Annotated in this window: 17 protein-coding genes; 10 read left to right on the top strand and 7 right to left on the bottom strand. The window is 38.7% G+C overall.

Translation table 11 applies throughout. The features are described from left to right. Positions 1-15 precede the first annotated feature (15 nt). Positions 16-783, top strand: coding sequence for an SseB family protein (locus tag ACQRBH_RS07890; RefSeq protein WP_427741895.1), 768 nt, complete (start codon positions 16-18; stop codon positions 781-783). A 115-nt stretch (positions 784-898) separates the two neighbouring features. Here ACQRBH_RS07890 and ACQRBH_RS07895 read toward each other — a convergent pair whose 3' ends face one another. Continuing rightward, positions 899-1,096, bottom strand: a complete 198-nt coding sequence (locus ACQRBH_RS07895) for a cold shock domain-containing protein (protein ID WP_427741972.1) — start codon at positions 1,094-1,096, stop codon at positions 899-901. Between the two features lie 313 nt (positions 1,097-1,409). Between ACQRBH_RS07895 and ptsP the strand changes: the two genes are divergently transcribed. From ptsP to dsdA, 3 genes are all read left to right on the top strand, one after another. Beyond that, positions 1,410-3,035: a phosphoenolpyruvate--protein phosphotransferase gene (ptsP, locus tag ACQRBH_RS07900; protein ID WP_427761302.1), complete on the top strand. Its 1,626-nt coding sequence runs from the start codon at positions 1,410-1,412 to the stop codon at positions 3,033-3,035. A 143-nt stretch (positions 3,036-3,178) separates the two neighbouring features. Beyond that, positions 3,179-4,561, top strand: a complete 1,383-nt coding sequence (locus tag ACQRBH_RS07905; protein ID WP_427741892.1) for an NCS2 family permease — start codon at positions 3,179-3,181, stop codon at positions 4,559-4,561. Between the two features lie 33 nt (positions 4,562-4,594). Beyond that, positions 4,595-5,917, top strand: coding sequence for a D-serine ammonia-lyase (gene dsdA, locus ACQRBH_RS07910; protein ID WP_427741891.1), 1,323 nt, complete (start codon positions 4,595-4,597; stop codon positions 5,915-5,917). Between the two features lie 73 nt (positions 5,918-5,990). Here the strand turns inward: dsdA and glgD are convergent, their stop codons facing one another. Together glgD and ACQRBH_RS07920 are read right to left on the bottom strand one after the other, a co-directional pair. Continuing rightward, complete coding sequence (gene glgD / locus ACQRBH_RS07915; protein ID WP_427761303.1) at positions 5,991-7,106, bottom strand: glucose-1-phosphate adenylyltransferase subunit GlgD; 1,116 nt, start codon at positions 7,104-7,106, stop codon at positions 5,991-5,993. A 1-nt stretch (position 7,107) separates the two neighbouring features. Then, the gene (locus ACQRBH_RS07920; protein WP_235234106.1) at positions 7,108-8,247 is read right to left on the bottom strand and encodes a glucose-1-phosphate adenylyltransferase; all 1,140 of its coding nucleotides are present in this window, start codon (positions 8,245-8,247) and stop codon (positions 7,108-7,110) included. A gap of 258 nt (positions 8,248-8,505) precedes the next feature. Between ACQRBH_RS07920 and ACQRBH_RS07925 the strand changes: the two genes are divergently transcribed. From ACQRBH_RS07925 to ACQRBH_RS07935, 3 genes are all read left to right on the top strand, one after another. Then, complete coding sequence (locus ACQRBH_RS07925) at positions 8,506-10,317, top strand: ABC-F family ATP-binding cassette domain-containing protein (protein WP_427761304.1); 1,812 nt, start codon at positions 8,506-8,508, stop codon at positions 10,315-10,317. Between the two features lie 116 nt (positions 10,318-10,433). Further along, positions 10,434-10,934 (top strand): CarD family transcriptional regulator, encoded by a 501-nt coding sequence (locus ACQRBH_RS07930; RefSeq protein ID WP_427741888.1) that lies wholly within the window; start codon positions 10,434-10,436, stop codon positions 10,932-10,934. Between the two features lie 222 nt (positions 10,935-11,156). After that, on the top strand, positions 11,157-12,791 hold the full coding sequence (locus ACQRBH_RS07935) for a class I adenylate-forming enzyme family protein (RefSeq protein WP_427741887.1): 1,635 nt from the start codon (positions 11,157-11,159) through the stop codon (positions 12,789-12,791). A gap of 71 nt (positions 12,792-12,862) precedes the next feature. Here the strand turns inward: ACQRBH_RS07935 and ACQRBH_RS07940 are convergent, their stop codons facing one another. After that, the gene (locus tag ACQRBH_RS07940) at positions 12,863-13,897 is read right to left on the bottom strand and encodes an ABC transporter substrate-binding protein (RefSeq protein WP_427761305.1); all 1,035 of its coding nucleotides are present in this window, start codon (positions 13,895-13,897) and stop codon (positions 12,863-12,865) included. Between the two features lie 80 nt (positions 13,898-13,977). Then, positions 13,978-14,154 (bottom strand): hypothetical protein, encoded by a 177-nt coding sequence (locus ACQRBH_RS07945; RefSeq protein WP_235233803.1) that lies wholly within the window; start codon positions 14,152-14,154, stop codon positions 13,978-13,980. 139 nt (positions 14,155-14,293) lie between these two features. Here ACQRBH_RS07945 and ACQRBH_RS07950 point away from each other — a divergent pair, with 139 nt between their 5' ends. The 3 genes from ACQRBH_RS07950 to ACQRBH_RS07960 are packed head-to-tail and all read left to right on the top strand — an operon-like array spanning position 14,294 to position 14,795. Further along, positions 14,294-14,449: a hypothetical protein gene (locus ACQRBH_RS07950; protein WP_235233804.1), complete on the top strand. Its 156-nt coding sequence runs from the start codon at positions 14,294-14,296 to the stop codon at positions 14,447-14,449. A 30-nt stretch (positions 14,450-14,479) separates the two neighbouring features. Beyond that, complete coding sequence (locus ACQRBH_RS07955; RefSeq protein ID WP_427741885.1) at positions 14,480-14,656, top strand: hypothetical protein; 177 nt, start codon at positions 14,480-14,482, stop codon at positions 14,654-14,656. Beyond that, a complete protein-coding gene (locus ACQRBH_RS07960; RefSeq protein WP_235233806.1) occupies positions 14,649-14,795 on the top strand; it encodes a hypothetical protein in 147 nt (48 codons plus the stop codon). The genes ACQRBH_RS07955 and ACQRBH_RS07960 overlap by 8 nt, the downstream gene beginning before the upstream one ends. Before the next feature lie 58 nt (positions 14,796-14,853). Here ACQRBH_RS07960 and ACQRBH_RS07965 read toward each other — a convergent pair whose 3' ends face one another. Then, entirely contained in the window at positions 14,854-15,837 is a 984-nt protein-coding gene (locus ACQRBH_RS07965; protein ID WP_427741884.1) for an asparaginase, read from the bottom strand. Positions 15,838-16,009: 172 nt separating this feature from the next. Next, positions 16,010-16,486, bottom strand: a complete 477-nt coding sequence (locus ACQRBH_RS07970; RefSeq protein ID WP_427761306.1) for a hypothetical protein — start codon at positions 16,484-16,486, stop codon at positions 16,010-16,012. Positions 16,487-16,500 lie beyond the last annotated feature (14 nt).

Genomic DNA, 16,500 nt, shown 5'->3' on the forward strand with positions numbered 1-16,500 from the left:
AAAGGAAAAACTAGAATGAGCATAGACAGAAAAAAAATAGCATTATCCATGCTCCGGAATTCACAAGTTATATACGTCATCATGTCTCAATGTACACATCTGCCTTATGTGGCGTGTGACACTGAGACATATGATGACGAGATTTTCGTTTATTTTACCGAAAAAGAAGCGAAAGAAAAGGCTGGTCAACTGATAAAAGAAAAGAATCCGGTGCAGATTTTAAAAGTTGAGAATAAGAGCTTTTTAGTATTTTATACAAGTCTCTATTCAATGGGAGTGAATTGTCTGGTAGTGGGTGATGGGACCTCTCAACGAACCGCAGTACAATTAGATGAATTTATTCATAGACCTTCGGTTGAGAAACTGCCAAAGGGGCAGGTTCGTGTGGAAAATCCTGAATTTCATCTGACAGCAATTTATTTTGTACAGGAACTGCGCAAGCAACAGAATTCCGAACAGAATGCAGAAATGACAAAAGAATTGAAAGAACTCAATGATGAGATGCTTGTGCATTTCAGGGAGGGACGATTTATTCTTGCAACACAAGAAGACAAAGGGATTCCAATCTTAAAACAGAAGGATGGCCAAGTATATCAGCCGCTATTTACGGATATACAGGAATTTCAAAAATTTAACCGAGAAAATAAGTTCAAGGCATTAGTGATTGATTCTGATAAAGTCGTAAATGTCCTTTCAAAAGAGAGTGTTGGCGTTGTAGTCAATCCTTTCGGTGTGAATGTTCGATTTCAAATAGCGAGGAAAGATATGAAAAAGACCAGATAACTTTAGTTATCTGGTCTTTTTCATAATCTTCATTGCATGTATAGCTTTTAGATATCTAAATTAAAGTGCGAATTTGCATATATAAAAGGTACATTCAATATGTGATTAATTCGAATTAAAGCTTTGTTACATTAACAGCCTGAGGACCCTTTGTGCCTTCGGTTATGTCGTATTCCACAGCTTGTCCTTCTTCAAGGGTCTTAAAGCCTTCCATGTTTAAACCGGAATAGTGAACAAAAACATCGTTGCCAGATTCATCAGAGATAAATCCATAGCCCTTTTGGTTGTTAAACCATTTCACTGTACCTTTCATCATTGCACCTCCATTTAATCTTATTATGAAAAAATCTATAAATATATTTTATAAATTTTGCCATATTAGATTAGCACATATTTATAAAAGAGTCAATGCATTTAAAATTATTTTCAATATTTTTTACAAAAAGTGTCGAAAAAAATTGTTACATGTATCATTTTTCGGTATAATAATTAATAGATATTTTGCATGAAAGAATTGGAAATGTTGAGGGATAACAGTCTCTTGACGAAATGAACGGAAGCGTGTAAAGTATAATTGCATGATTGAAAGCTTCTATAGCTGTAAATGAAACGTAGAGGGAAAAAATATGATTACATTAACGGGGAAAAAGGTATCTGAAGGAATTGCTATAGGTAAACTATCTTTTTATAAAAGAGATTCAAAAGAAATTCGTCGCATCTATGTGAAAGATGTTGAGAAGGAAGTGCAGCGTTTTCAAAAAGCTCGTCAGAAGGCAGTATTTGAATTAGAGAATTTGTATGACATGGCGTCAAAAGAAGTAGGAGAAGCAAATGCCGCAATTTTTGAGATGCAGCAAATGATACTGGAAGATCAGGAATTAAAAGATAAAATAACGAATATCATCGTGGAGCAGAAGCTGAATGCAGAATATGCAATTCAGAGTGCAGTAGAAAGTTTTCTTTCGACAGCATCGACAAGTGAGAAGTCTTACATACAAGGGCATGATGCAGATGTGAAGGATGTGGCAAATCGAGTTCTGCGTATTCTCTCCAGAATATGGAAAGATAAGATGCTGACGGATGAACCGTTTGTTCTGGCAACGGGGGAATTATATCCGAGTGAAGCTGTTCAGCTGGATAAGACAAAGGTCCTGGGATTTGTAACAAGATATGGAACGATTAATTCTCATACGGCAGTTTTGGCACGAACCAAAGGGATTCCTTCTGTTATAGGACTTGGAGAAGCTTTGAAAAAAGATTATGAAGGAAAGACCATTATTGTAGATGGATTCGAAGGAAAGGTCTATATTGAACCGGATTATACGACTATCACAAAGATGAAGCAGAAGCAAGATGCTAACCATACACATGTACAGAAACTGGAACGGCTGAAAGGAAAAGAAAATATTACACAGAGCGGTCAGAAGATAGATGTCTGTGCGAATATCGGAACAAAAGAAGATGTCGAAAATGTATTACGCTGCGATGCGGGAGGAATTGGCTTGTTCCGCAGTGAGTTTCTATATATGGAAAATGGAACGAAGCTTCCGACGGAAGAGCAGCAGTTCCAGGTATATAAGCTGGCAGCTGAATCTATGGGGACTAAGAAGGTAGTTATAAGGACTGCAGATCTTGGCGGGGATAAGTTGGCAGAGTGTCTGGATCTTGGGGAAGATGATAATCCGGCAATTGGATATAGAGGTATTCGTGTATCGCTGGATAAAGAAGAGATATTTAAGACACAGCTTAGGGCAATTTTAAGAGCTTCTGCGTTTGGAAATATTTCTATTATGCTTCCAATGATCACATCGATTGAAGAAGTGACGATGGCAAAAGAAATGATTGGAAGAGCCAAGAAGGAACTACGCAATGAGAAGACGGCATTCAATGAAGAAATTCCAATCGGTGTCATGATTGAGACACCAGCAGCGGTTATGATTAGCGGAGAACTGGCGCGGGAAGTTGATTTCCTTAGTATCGGGACAAACGATCTATCACAATTTACGCTTGGTATGGACAGACAGAACAGTAAACTGGAAAGATATTATGATCCGCATCATCCGGCATTGTTGAAGATGATTCGTATTATTACAAATAATGTTCATCTGGAAGAAAAACATATCAGTATCTGTGGAGATCTGGCAGCGGATTTGGAGATGACAGAGTATTTTATTCAGATAGGAATTGATGAATTATCGGTGGCTCCGAATCAGGTACTTAGCCTTCGCAAGAAGATAAGGGAAATTCAATAACATAGAGAATAAGAATCACTGTAATGTCACAAGATATTTGCAGTGATTCTTTTTGTTCTAAACTCATTTACTTTATCCGGTTATTTTGCTAGAATAATATATGTTATTAATTTGTCGAATGAGAGAAACAAAGGAGGAGAAAGATGTTAGAGAAGTTTTTCAAATTAAGTGAAAATGGTACAGACGTAAAAACAGAAGTCGTTGCTGGTATTACAACATTTATGACGATGGCTTATATTCTTGCTGTAAATCCAAGTATTTTATCTGCAGCAGGAATGAATCAGGGAGCTGTCTTTACAGCAACGGCACTTGCCTCTTTGATCGGTACATTGTTGATGGCCATTTTTGCAAACTATCCATTTGCATTGGCACCTGGTATGGGATTGAATGCATATTTTGCATATACAGTTGTCCTGGGAATGGGATATAGCTGGGAGATTGCACTGACAGCGGTATTTGTAGAAGGTATTGTGTTTATTATACTTTCTCTTACGAATGTACGTGAGGCGATTTTTAATGCTATTCCAAAGAATCTGAAGGCAGCAGTCAGCGTTGGTATTGGTTTGTTTATTGCGTTTATCGGTCTGCAGAATGCGAATATTGTAATTGGAGGTGCTACACTTCTGCAGTTATTTTCATTGGATGAGTATAATGCAGTGAATGGGGTAGAAGCTACATTTAATGACGTAGGAATTACGGTTATTCTTGCAATTCTTGGTATTCTTATTACTGGTATTCTTGTTATTAAGAATGTTAAGGGCAATATTCTCTGGGGAATTCTGATCACATGGGTTCTTGGGATCGCTTGTCAGTTTGCCGGTTTGTATGTCCCGAATCCAGAATTAGGATTCTACGGATTGCTTCCAGACTTCAGTGGCGGATTATCGATTCCAAGTATTGCACCGATTTTTGCAAAAATTGATTTTAGCGGTATTTTCTCTTTGAATTTTGTTGTTGTTATTTTTGCATTTTTATTTGTAGATATGTTCGATACAATCGGAACTTTGATTGGAGTATCTTCGAAAGCAGATATGCTGGATGAAGATGGGAAGTTACCTCGCATTAAAGGAGCACTTCTTGCAGATGCGGTTGCTACGACAGCAGGAGCAGTTCTTGGAACATCTACGACAACAACATTTGTTGAGAGCGCGTCTGGCGTATCTGAAGGAGGAAGAACAGGACTTACAGCAGTAACCACAGCAATTTTGTTTGGCCTTGCATTATTCTTGTCACCAATCTTTTTGGCAATTCCTTCATTTGCAACAGCGCCGGCATTGATTGTTGTTGGGTTCTATATGTTAACGAATGTTGTAAATATTGATTTTAGTGATATTGCAGAAGCTTTGCCATGTTATATCTGTATCGCATCAATGCCATTTTTCTATAGTATTTCTGAAGGTATCTCTATGGGAGTTATCTCATATGTAGTACTGAATGTTGTAACAGGAAAGACAAAAGAGAAAAAAATCAGTGCATTAATGTATGTGTTAGCAGTATTATTCATATTAAAATATCTGTTCTTATAAGATAGAAGCGAAGAAGAATTGCGGGGCCATAATATGGGAAAAGAGTATTTGGAGATGCCGATTGTAAGAGCGATTGCTGCTGCCAGAGAAGTTGGCTGGGTGAATCCCAAATTACAATCATGGATTGAAGCAAAAGATACACTTGGAATCACGATGGAAGATATTGACGATGCAGAAGCGAGACTGCAGCGCTTCGCACCGTTTATTATGAAGAGCTTCCCGGAAACAATAGAAACAAAGGGAGTCATTGAATCTGTCTTGACACCGATACCGGCAATGCAGGATTATCTGAATGAAACCTATGGAGATGCCATTCAGGGAAAACTCTTTTTGAAGCAGGACAGTCATCTTGCTGTTGCAGGTTCCATTAAAGCCAGAGGCGGTATCTATGAAGTTTTAAAGCATACAGAAGAACTTGCATTGGAGGCAGGATTGCTTACGCCAGAGGATGACTATTCAAAACTGGTTTCAGAAGAGTGCAGAGAATTTTTTGGTCAGTATACGATACAAGTGGGATCCACGGGAAATCTTGGGCTGAGTATAGGTATAGCCAGTGCGGCTGTAGGTTATAGAGTAATCGTGCATATGTCAGCGGATGCAAAGCAGTGGAAAAAAGAGCTGTTGAGAAGTCATGGAGTACAGGTTATCGAGTATGACTCTGATTATAGTGAAGCGGTAAAAAATGGGCGAAAGGAATCAGACGCGAATCCGAAAAGCTATTTTGTAGATGATGAAAATTCAAAAAACTTGTTCCTGGGATATGCAGTCGCGGCAAAAAGATTGAAAGCACAATTGAAAGAACAAAAGATTATTGTGGACGAAGAACATCCTTTGTTTGTATATATTCCATGTGGTGTAGGCGGGGCTCCAGGAGGAATTACTTTTGGATTAAAGGAGCTTTGGGGAGATAATGCACATGTTTTCTTTGTGGAGCCGACACAGGCTCCGTGTATGCTTCTTGGAATGACAACGGGACTTCATAATGCAATCTGTGTACAGGATGTTGGTTTGACAGGTATTACACATGCAGATGGCCTGGCGGTAGGCCGTCCCTCAGGTTTTGTCGGAAAGGTAATGGAACCACTATTAAGTGGGGAGTTTACAGTAGAAGATAAGTGGTTATATGAATATATGCGTGCACTTTGTAGGACAGAGGATATCTTTATTGAACCAAGTTCTTGTGCAGCATTTGAAGGTCCGTTAAAATTAATGCAATATGAAGAAACCAAAAAATATGTGGAAATACATCATCTGTCTGAAAAGATGGATCAATCGTCACATATTGTATGGGCGACAGGAGGAAGCCTGGTGCCAGAAGAAATTCGGGAAGAATACAAGAAGACATATCTTGATTAGAACAGGGAAATATAAAGAAAAGCGTATTCAGAAAAATGAATACGCTTTTCTTTATATTAGTTAGAATAAAGTTTTAGATAACATCTTCACGACGGATATAACCAGGATTATCAGGTGTTCCGATAATCTCTTTTGCATGAATGATCTTAGCATGCTTGTCAACTACCTGGCAGTCAATGGTGATATCTTCTCCAATCTGTGTGCCTGGCAAGATTATGCTGTTTTTGACAACTGCCCCTTTCTTAATCACACATCCACGTCCGATTACAGAATTTTCAATGGTACCTTCGATCAGACATCCATTGGATACAACGGAATTTTTAACATTTGCCGTTTCAAAATACTGTGTTGGGCAAGAGTCGTTTGTTCTGGTATATACCGGCCAGTCTTCATCAAACAGAGTTGTTGCTGTCTTAAAATCAATCAAAGAGATATTTGCATTGTAGAAACTGTTCAGGTCTGTAATAGATGCAAAGAATCCACGATGGGAAACGCCACGTACATCCAGTTCATTACATGCATAATTAATAGTATCTGCTAATGTATACATAGAAGAAATAGATTTTGCTTTTTTCACCAGATCGATAAACAGTTCCCTTTTCATAATATATGTATCCATGAAAATGTTTCTGTTTTTTGCAGTTCCACGGTTTGGTTCCAGGGACAATACGCCTTTCTGTCGATTTAAATTCAAAGTATTACAATTCAGGAAAGAGTCCTTGGCATTGTCTACAGAATGATATAGTAATGTAATGTCTGCTCCAGAATCAATGTGTGTCTTAAGCAGAGTATCAAAATTAGCAGAATATACCATATAACTTGGGGCAATAATTACATAAGGATTATGTGCCCGTTCAATACATTCCATATTTTCTGAAAAAGCAGCGATATCAGTGTTATATAAATCATTTTCTGCTTTTGGGTCAGAGAACAGGATATGTAATTTACCACGCTTGGAGTTGATATTATAGTGACGTCCAGTTCCAAGGTGTTCGGTCAATGAACGCGGTTTTCTTCTAATGTATACCTGAATACGGTCAATTCCACTATTGCTCATGTTAGAGATAGGAAAGTCGATCACACGGTATCTTCCTAAGAAAGAGAATGCACCAATCGGGCGATAGTCCTCCAATCCATTTACCCAGATGTGATTTCCGGAAAAATTAACAATACCTAATGCATCACACATATTATTCTACCCCCTTTACACGTTTTGCAACAAGCTCAATGTGCTCGCTGTCAGCGCTTCCGACAACAGCGCCTTTTCCAATCTTAATTCCGTCAGCAACAAGTGCACGTGTGACAACAGCACCTTCTTCAACTTCAACGCCTGGCATCAGTACGCTGTCAATAATCTTGGCACCTGCTCCGACTTTTGCACCGGTAAACAGGACAGAATTCTTTACTTCACCTTCGATTCTGCAACCCTGAGTAATAAATGCACGTTTGATTGCGGCATCAGGTCCGATATAATGAGGCAAAGTTGTAACATCTTCCGTATAAATCTTCCATGTCGGATCATTCAGATCAAGCTCGTTATTCTTGTCCAGAAGATCCATATTTGCTTCCCACAAAGAATCGATGGTTCCTACATCTTTCCAGTAACCTTTGAATTTGTAAGCATAAAGAGTTTTATTATCATTCAGAAGCTGTGGAATGATATCCTTACCAAAATCGTGATTAGAATCTGGATTCTTCATGTCAGCAACCAACAGTTTGCGAAGTAGCTTCCAATTAAAGATATAGATACCCATAGAAGCAAGGTTGCTCTTAGGATGCTCTGGTTTTTCTTCAAACTCTACAATACGTCCGGTTTCATCGGTGTTCATGATTCCAAAACGGCTTGCTTCTTTCATTGGAACTTCGATTACAGCAATGGTTGCGTCTGCATTATGTTCCTTGTGAGCAGCAAGCATTCTGGCATAATTCATCTTGTAGATATGGTCACCGGAAAGAACGAGGAGATATTCCGGTGAATAGGTATCGATAAAGTCGATATTCTGAGAAATAGCATCTGCAGTTCCACGATATACATCCAGATTGGCATCTGCTTTCTCACGTGGTGGAAGTACATATACGCCACTGTCTTTTGCATCCAGACCCCAGCGACCACCGGCAGCTACATAACTGTTCAGCAGAATAGATTCATACTGTGTCAATACTCCGACAACATCAATACCACTGTTTGCACAGTTACTTAATGGGAAGTCAACGATGCGGTATTTACCACCATATGAAACGGCCGGTTTTGCAACTTTGTTGGTTAATTCATGCAAGCGAGACCCCCGACCACCAGCTAAAATCATCGCTAACATATTGTTTTGTTTCATAGTGAGTCCTCTCTTTCCATTTGTGTTACATGTTATTAAATATTATACAATTTTTTGTGAATTCTTTCCATATTTTAAAGCAAAAATATGCAAAATTCGTAAAACTTTTTTGATTGAAATGGAATATCTGAGAAAGATTTTCAAATTAATGTGTAATTTAGAGATTTGCATAAAGAATTGATATCTTGAAGTTGATTATAATTTCAGATATACTGACAATTAAAATGAGAATTAAAAGAATAGTGGAGAAGAAAAAGTATGAATTTACTGACGATGGAGCATATTATCAAATCTTACACCGATAGAATCCTTTTGAATGATGTAGGATTTAGTATTAGCGAGAATGAAAAAATAGGAGTGATCGGAATTAATGGAATGGGGAAATCAACTCTGCTGAAAGTTGTAGCGGGTATCGAACCTTATGATTCTGGGAAAATCAGTATGAGGAGCCAAGTGAAGATATGTTACCTTCCACAGACTCCGGTATTTGAAAGTGGAACGACCGTATTAAAAGCAGCAGTAGAAGGAAATATCGATGAAATGAATCAGTGGACCGTCGAAGCAGATGCAAAAGCGATGTTAAATCAGTTGGGATTTACGGAATATGATGAGAAGATAGAGCATATGTCAGGCGGTCAGAAGAAGCGGATTGCGCTTGTAAATGCACTTTTAACATCGGCAGATATCTTAGTGTTAGACGAACCTACAAACCATTTAGATAATGCAATGTCTGAATGGCTGGAAGAATATCTGATTCAGTTCAGAGGAGCAGTTTTGATGGTCACACATGATCGTTATTTTTTGGATCGTGTTGTAAATAGGATCGTAGAAGTAGATAATGGAAAGTTATACAGCTATCCAGGGAATTATTCAGAATTTGTGCGTTTAAAAGAAGAACGTCAAAATATGGCACTTGCAACGGAACGAAAGCGGAAAAGCCTGCTCAGAACAGAATTGGAATGGTTAAGTCGGGGAGCAAGAGCAAGAAGTACCAAGCAAAAAGCCCATATTGACCGTATTAAAGCAATGCAGGAGATTCAGGATATTCAGGAGGAAAAGAGAGTTTCCATGAGTTCTGTTGCTTCACGGATGGGGAATAAGACGATTGAACTATCTGATATTTCTAAATCATATGGAGAGAGAGTCTTAATTAAGGATTATAATTATATTTTTTTGAAAAATGATCGGATTGGCATTATTGGTCCTAACGGCTGTGGAAAGACGACGCTGCTTAAGATTATCAATGGAATTGTCCGGCCAGATACAGGAACCGTAGAGATGGGACAGACAATCCGGGTAGGTTATTTTTCACAGGAAAATGAATATATGGATGATTCTGAGAAAGTGATTGATTATGTAAAGGAAGTCGGGGAATATATTACGACTCCGGAAGGAAAGATCACTGCTTCACAGATGCTGGAGAATTTCTTGTTTGACGGAGCTATGCAGTGGTCCAGAATCGAAAAGCTTTCGGGAGGGGAGAAGCGGAGACTGTATCTCCTTCGTGTGCTGATGAGCTCTCCGAATGTCTTGATTCTGGATGAGCCTACCAATGATCTGGATATCCAGACGTTGACAATTCTGGAAGATTACCTGGATCGGTTTGACGGAATTATCATTATTGTATCTCATGACAGATTTTTTCTGGATCGCACGGTAAATCGAATTTTTTCATTTGAGGGAGAAGGAGAGATTCGTCAGTTTGAAGGAGGATATTCAGATTATCTGATTCGTAAGGAATTAGAAGCTGTTCCAGAAGAAAAAGTGTCTGCCGGAAAAGCTGAGAAAGCTGATAAAGATGCGAACAAAGATGCATGGAAACAGCATGAAAAGAAAATAAGATTTACTTATAAAGAACAGAAGGAATTTGAATCTATTGATGATGATATTGCAGAATTAGAAGGGCAAATAGAAAAACTGGATCAGGAGATTGCACAGAATGTAACAAATTCTGCCAGATTAAATGATCTGTTGAAGGAGAAAGAACAGGCAGAGCAGGCATTAGATGAGAAGATGGACCGTTGGGTATATCTAAATGATCTGAACGAGCAGATTAAGCAGATACAATAGATTTTTGAACGATAAAGCAGGCAAGTTTTGTAAAAATCTTCTTACATCAAAAAATTGAGCATGATATAATAATTATGAATCAGAGACTTAAAAACAACTCCAGACAGGAGGTAAATATGTTTGAGATAGGAGATTACGTAGCACATTATAAAGAAGGTGTCTGCGAGGTGACGGCCATTGGGAAATTGGACATAAGCTGCTCAGATAAGAAGAAAAAATATTATACATTGAAACCCTTATATGATGTTGGCGGAACACTTTATACACCTGTAGATAATGAGAAAAAACAAATCAGAAAAATCATAACAGAAGAAGATGCACATGCATTAATTGAGGATATGCCTAATGTTGACACTCTGTGGGTGCCTGATGAGAAGCGAAGAGAAGCATTATACAAAGAAGCATTATTAAAAAATGAATGCAGGGACTGGATCGCAATTATCAAGACTTCTTATCTGCGTAAGATGAAGCGTCTGGCATCTGGAAAGAAAGTAATTAATGTCGATGATAAGTATTTGAATATTGCAGAATTTTTCCTGTATGGAGAACTGGCAGTGGCTCTTGGAATGCCAAAAGAAAAAGTGAAAAGCTATATTGTAGAACATGTAGGGGCATAAGAAGTAAAAGATTTGTTGCTTTTTGTTTTTAGATAGTTTGATTCTATATTCGACATCCAGAAAGTAGCTGGGGGAGAGAAAATAAAATTATGGACCATAGAATGAAGGATATACCAATAATAGATTGACAATCTTCTACAAATTAGGTATCATAAGCTTTAATGAGTAAAAGCGTTAAAGTGCCGAAATTTATAATGTTCGGCATGGAAAGGGGATTTTCAAATGCCGATTACAGATATCTTGGAGAAGAATTGTCGTCTGTACGGAGATGATGTGTGTCTGGTAGAAATTAATCCAGAGATGCCAGAGACAAGACGAGTAACATGGAAGGAATATGAGCTGATTGAGCCAGTGCGTGCACCGTATCACCGTCGTGAGATTACATGGAATGTATTTAATGAGAAGGCCAACCGTTTTGCCAACCTTTTGTTGGAAAGAGGTGTGAAAAAAGGTGATAAAGTAGCAATTTTGTTGATGAATTGTCTGGAGTGGCTGCCGATTTATTTTGGGGTTTTAAAGACGGGTGCGCTGGCTGTACCGTTGAATTTCCGCTATTCTGCTGAAGAAATTAAGTACTGTGTAGAACTGGCAGAAGTAGATGTGCTGGTGTTTGGACCGGAATTTATCGGACGAGTAGAAGAAATCGCTGATGATATCAGTGAACACAGACTTTTATATTATGTAGGAGATGGATGCCCTGGGTTTGCAGAAGACTATACGATACATTCTGCAAATTGTTCCAGCCAGTCTCCGAAAATTGACATCAATGATGAAGACTATGCTGCAATTTATTTTTCTTCCGGAACGACAGGTTTTCCGAAAGCAATCTTACATACTCACCAGGCATTGATGCATTCTGCGAAAGTAGAGCAGAATCATCATGGTCAGACGAAAGATGATGTATTCTTATGTATTCCTCCTCTTTATCATACGGGGGCGAAGATGCATTGGTTCGGAAGTTTTCTGACAGGAGGGAAAGCAGTTCTTCTGAAAGGAACAAATCCAGAATTTATTCTTCGGGCAGTATCGGAAGAAAAATGTACGATCGTGTGGCTGTTAGTTCCATGGGCACAAGATCTTCTGCTTGCTCTTGACAGTGGTAAGATTAATCTTGATGATTATCAATTGGATCAGTGGCGCCTGATGCATATTGGTGCACAGCCTGTACCGCCAAGCCTTATTAAGCATTGGAAAGAGTACTTCCCACATCATCAGTATGATACGAATTATGGGTTAAGTGAGTCTATAGGACCAGGATGTGTTCATCTGGGAGTTGAGAATATTCATAAGGTTGGTGCTATTGGAAAAGCCGGTTATGGATGGGAAACAAAGATCATTGATGATAACGGAAATCCAGTGAAGCGGGGAGAGACTGGTGAACTTGCTGTCAAAGGTCCCGGAGTCATGGTAGAATATTACAATGACAAGAAAGCAACGGAAGAAGTTTTGCACGATGGATGGCTTTATACAGGCGATATGGCAATGGAAGATGAAGATGGATTTATCTTCCTGGTAGACAGAAAGAAAGATGTGATTATCAGTGGTGGAGAGAATATATATCCGGTGCAGATAGAAGATTTTCTCCGTACAAATGATGCGATTCTGGATGTGGCAGTTATTGGTCTCCCAGATCATCGACTTGGAGAGATTGCAGCAGCGATCATCTCTTTGAAACCAGACGTTGTCTGTACAGAAGAAGATATCAATGAATTCTGTAAAAAGCTTCCGCGATATAAACGTCCACGTAAGATTATTTTTGCAGATGTTCCGCGTAATGCAACCGGAAAGATTGAAAAGCCTAAGTTAAGAGAGATGTACGGTGCCGCGAAGTTAGTAGAAGAGCAAAACCGCAGCTGACTGATACATATAAGATAATAAAAAGATGCTGAAGAATACAGTGAAAAACTGTAACCTTCAGCATTTTTTTATTATTTTGCAGCTTTCTTGGCAAATTCTGTTGTCACAAGATCTTCATAAGGAGCACGTTCGGTGAGTTCTCCGGCATTTTCCAGAATATCTTGCAAAAGATCAAAACTATCTTCTTCAAAAATCAGATTATCCTTCCATGTGTCTTGATCATAGTAACGTGTGACGATGGTCGTAATAGTATCCTGATCAGTTTCTTTGAACTGTGGTGCGATGATGGAAGCAATCTCTTCAGGCGTGTGAGTCTGTACGTAGTCCATACCTTTCTGTAAAGCATTGGTGAAACCCTGGATGATATCTGGATGTTCATCAATATAGCTTTGCTTTGCAGAAAATGCGGTATATGGGACGTAACCACTGTCAGTACCAAGAGAAGCGACAACAAAGCCTTTTCCTTCTTTTTCCAGATTCGTCGCGCCTGGTTCGAATTCAATCGTAAAGTCAGCCTGACCTTCGGAAAATGCGGCAGCAGTGGAGCCAAAGTCTATGTTTTGATTGATATTCAGATCTTTGGATGGGGCAATGCCATTTTGCTTTAAGATATATTCAAATACCATTTCTGGCATGCCACCTTTTCGTCCTCCAAGTACATCTTTTCCCTTCAGTTCTTCCCAGGTAAAATCAGGCATCTCTTCACGGGCAACCAAAAAGTTCCCTGCTCGCTGGGTCAATTGGGCAAAGTTTACTACATAATCATTTGCCCCTTCATTGTAGGTGTAGATGGAAGCTTCGGATCCCATAAATCCGATATCAGCGCTGCCAGAGAGAACAGCGGTCATAGTCTTATCTGCGCCGAATCCAGTCTGAACAGTGAGTTCAATACCTTCCTCTTCAAAATATCCTTCTTCGATGGAGACATACATAGGTGCGTAAAAGATAGAGTGTGCCACTTCGTTTAAGATTACTTTCGTAAGCTTTGTATCCGTGACAGATTCAGTACTTGTGGATTCAACATCTTGATTTTCTGAAGTACAGCCTAACAGAGCAGTAATCGCTATTGCAATTACCAGGAAAACGGAAACAGCTTTCTTTTTCATGAATATCCTCCTTGAATTCCCTAATGCTATAATATATTCAAAAGAGAATATTGTGTGAAAATGAAAGATTAAAAAAGCTTTTATTGAAACATATTTTCGACGTAGTTGCGCATTTCATTGCGTGACTTTACTTGCCTTGCTCCATGAATAATACTTTTTTGTTCGGATTCGGGAAGCTGAGCAAATTTATTTAGAATGTCAGAATGTTGTGCAAGCTCCATTGTAAATCCAATGGGAAGTTCTCGATTATCAATCATTACAATCACCTCATGAATAGAATGTGCATTTAATAGAAATTTATGCAGCGACATCGTTTCTTTTTGAATTTAATAAATGAATACCTGGTATGAATAGGTTTGTGAAAAATATGCATACTACTTTTGAAAGGAGGAGTACATGATGATCGAGATAGATTCTTCAATAACAAATGATTCTCCTGGTATTGCTTACGCCAACCTTTCAGAAGAAATGTGTGAAAAAATCACAAAATTAGAACAGACGATTCAGAAAGAGACAGGAGAAAAGATTGCCCTTGTGGCATATCTTGTCTAAAAATGTACGAACAACAGGAGGATTATATGCATGAAAGAAAAGTCTTCGTTTACAACAGAAAAACCAATTGATTACACACAGACCAAAGATGCTTATGAGGGAAACAGGGAGTCTTCCATCTATCAGGATTCTACGATTCCATCAGAGAAAAAGCCTGGCAAGAAGGAATATAATGATGGAATGAGCAGGGAAAATAGATATGAATGAGAAAAAACGAGAACAGCAGAATCAGAAAAAAAGTAATGATAAATTTAATAGTATTACCCAAAAAACAGAGCCTGAAAATCAAAATCAGCATCATAATGTAAGAAAAGAAGCAGTAGACGCAAAAATAAGGCAGATATAAAACAATGGCAGTATTATGGAAAGTTCTCTTCCAATACTGCCATTGTTAAGTCATGATATTATATTCGATCATGATTGATCACTGTGTAAAATAATTCTTTTATCTTTTCTGACTGGTCTGTCTGTCCAAGAACCCACATAAGCTTTGCTACGATAGATTCGGTAGTCATATCTCCGGCTTGAAGAATTCCGGGATGCTCGCTGTATTTCTTTCCTACTTTATACACTTCGAGGTCACAGCCTTCCTCTGGTACCTGAGTCGTTACCGCCAAAGTTTTTCCAGAATCCACCCATGAGAAGATTGCCTTCTCAAAAGAATCAGGAATACCTCCGATTCCGAATGTTTCAAGAATAATAGCATCATAATGTCCTTTTAATAGATCAAAAATGTCAGATTTAGCTTCTGGTGTCAGTTTCAAGACAAATACACGATCATTAAGCTGGTCATAAGTCTTAAGATCCTCTGGAGCAGGCGGGATTTCCATATAGTGACGGATAATACGGTCATCATGAAGTACGGCCATCATTGGGAAATTCATACTTTCAAAGGCGTCAAAACTTCGAGTGCGCTGTTTGCGGCCACGGGTTCCTGCAACAGCTTTTCCATTAAATACAATATTCACATTGCAAGAAGCATCATCCACCGCATAAAGAATACTTTGATAGATATTTATCTTTGCATCAGTATAAGGGTTACCCATTGGCTTCTGGGAACCCGTTAATACAATCGGTTTGTAGCTGTTTTGAATCAAATAAGACAAAGCAGCAGCTGTATATGCCATAGTATCCGTTCCGTGTAAAATTACAAAACCATCGTAAGAATCATATTGTTCCATGATTGCGTCACGAATCTGCAGCCATTGACGCGGACGCATATTCGTACTGTCAATATTCATAAGCTGAAGAACAGTTAATTGGCATATATCACGAATGCCAGGCACACTGTCTGCTAATTCCTCTCCGCTTATTGCAGGAGCCAAACCAGAATCGCCTTCTTTAGAGGCAATCGTACCTCCGGTAGCTATCATTAGTATCTTTTTCATAAAGTTACCTCACGTTATATAAGAATCATACCTTCATTAGCGTATATTTGAAAGTAAAATATGTCAAGTAGAAAATGAAAGTTTTTCATTTGGGTACACCACAAATTACAAAAAGGTACACCACAAAATGAAGTTGGGGACGTAGACTTTTTTAAAAAGTCTACGTCCCCAACTAACATATTACGATTACCTTTCTTGGTGTGGTTTGTGGCGGAACACTTCTTGTGGTTGTTGTATAATATACAATCAGTAATTGTCCTCCGGGGCTGCAGTTGTATGGCTGCCCGTTGGAGGTGACGATATTGGTTGAACGACCAAGATTTAGTTGTAGTGTTCCGTCTAAGGATAGGAGGCTTTCATCGAAATTGCCGGCGTAAATGGTCTCAGCTGGATTCCGGCGTCCGATGAATACAGTCTGGTACTGTGGCGGAAAGATAAGGGGAATAGGGAGGTTTGCGTCGTAGAATGCTGTAACATTCATACCAGGATGAAGCCGTATTTCTTCAATGACATATGTGCCTGGATGAATAATGAAATTCTGTATACCATCAGAATTGCGGATAGTAACCTGCTGTTGGCAGCAGTTGTTTCCAAATGCGGAAATATTCTGAATTGTGCCATTTACTGGTACTAAATTCATGGGTGGCATGAATAACACCCCGT

This window comes from Bariatricus sp. SGI.161 (assembly GCF_050313695.1).
Classification (GTDB): Bacteria; Bacillota; Clostridia; order Lachnospirales; family Lachnospiraceae; genus JAFBIX01.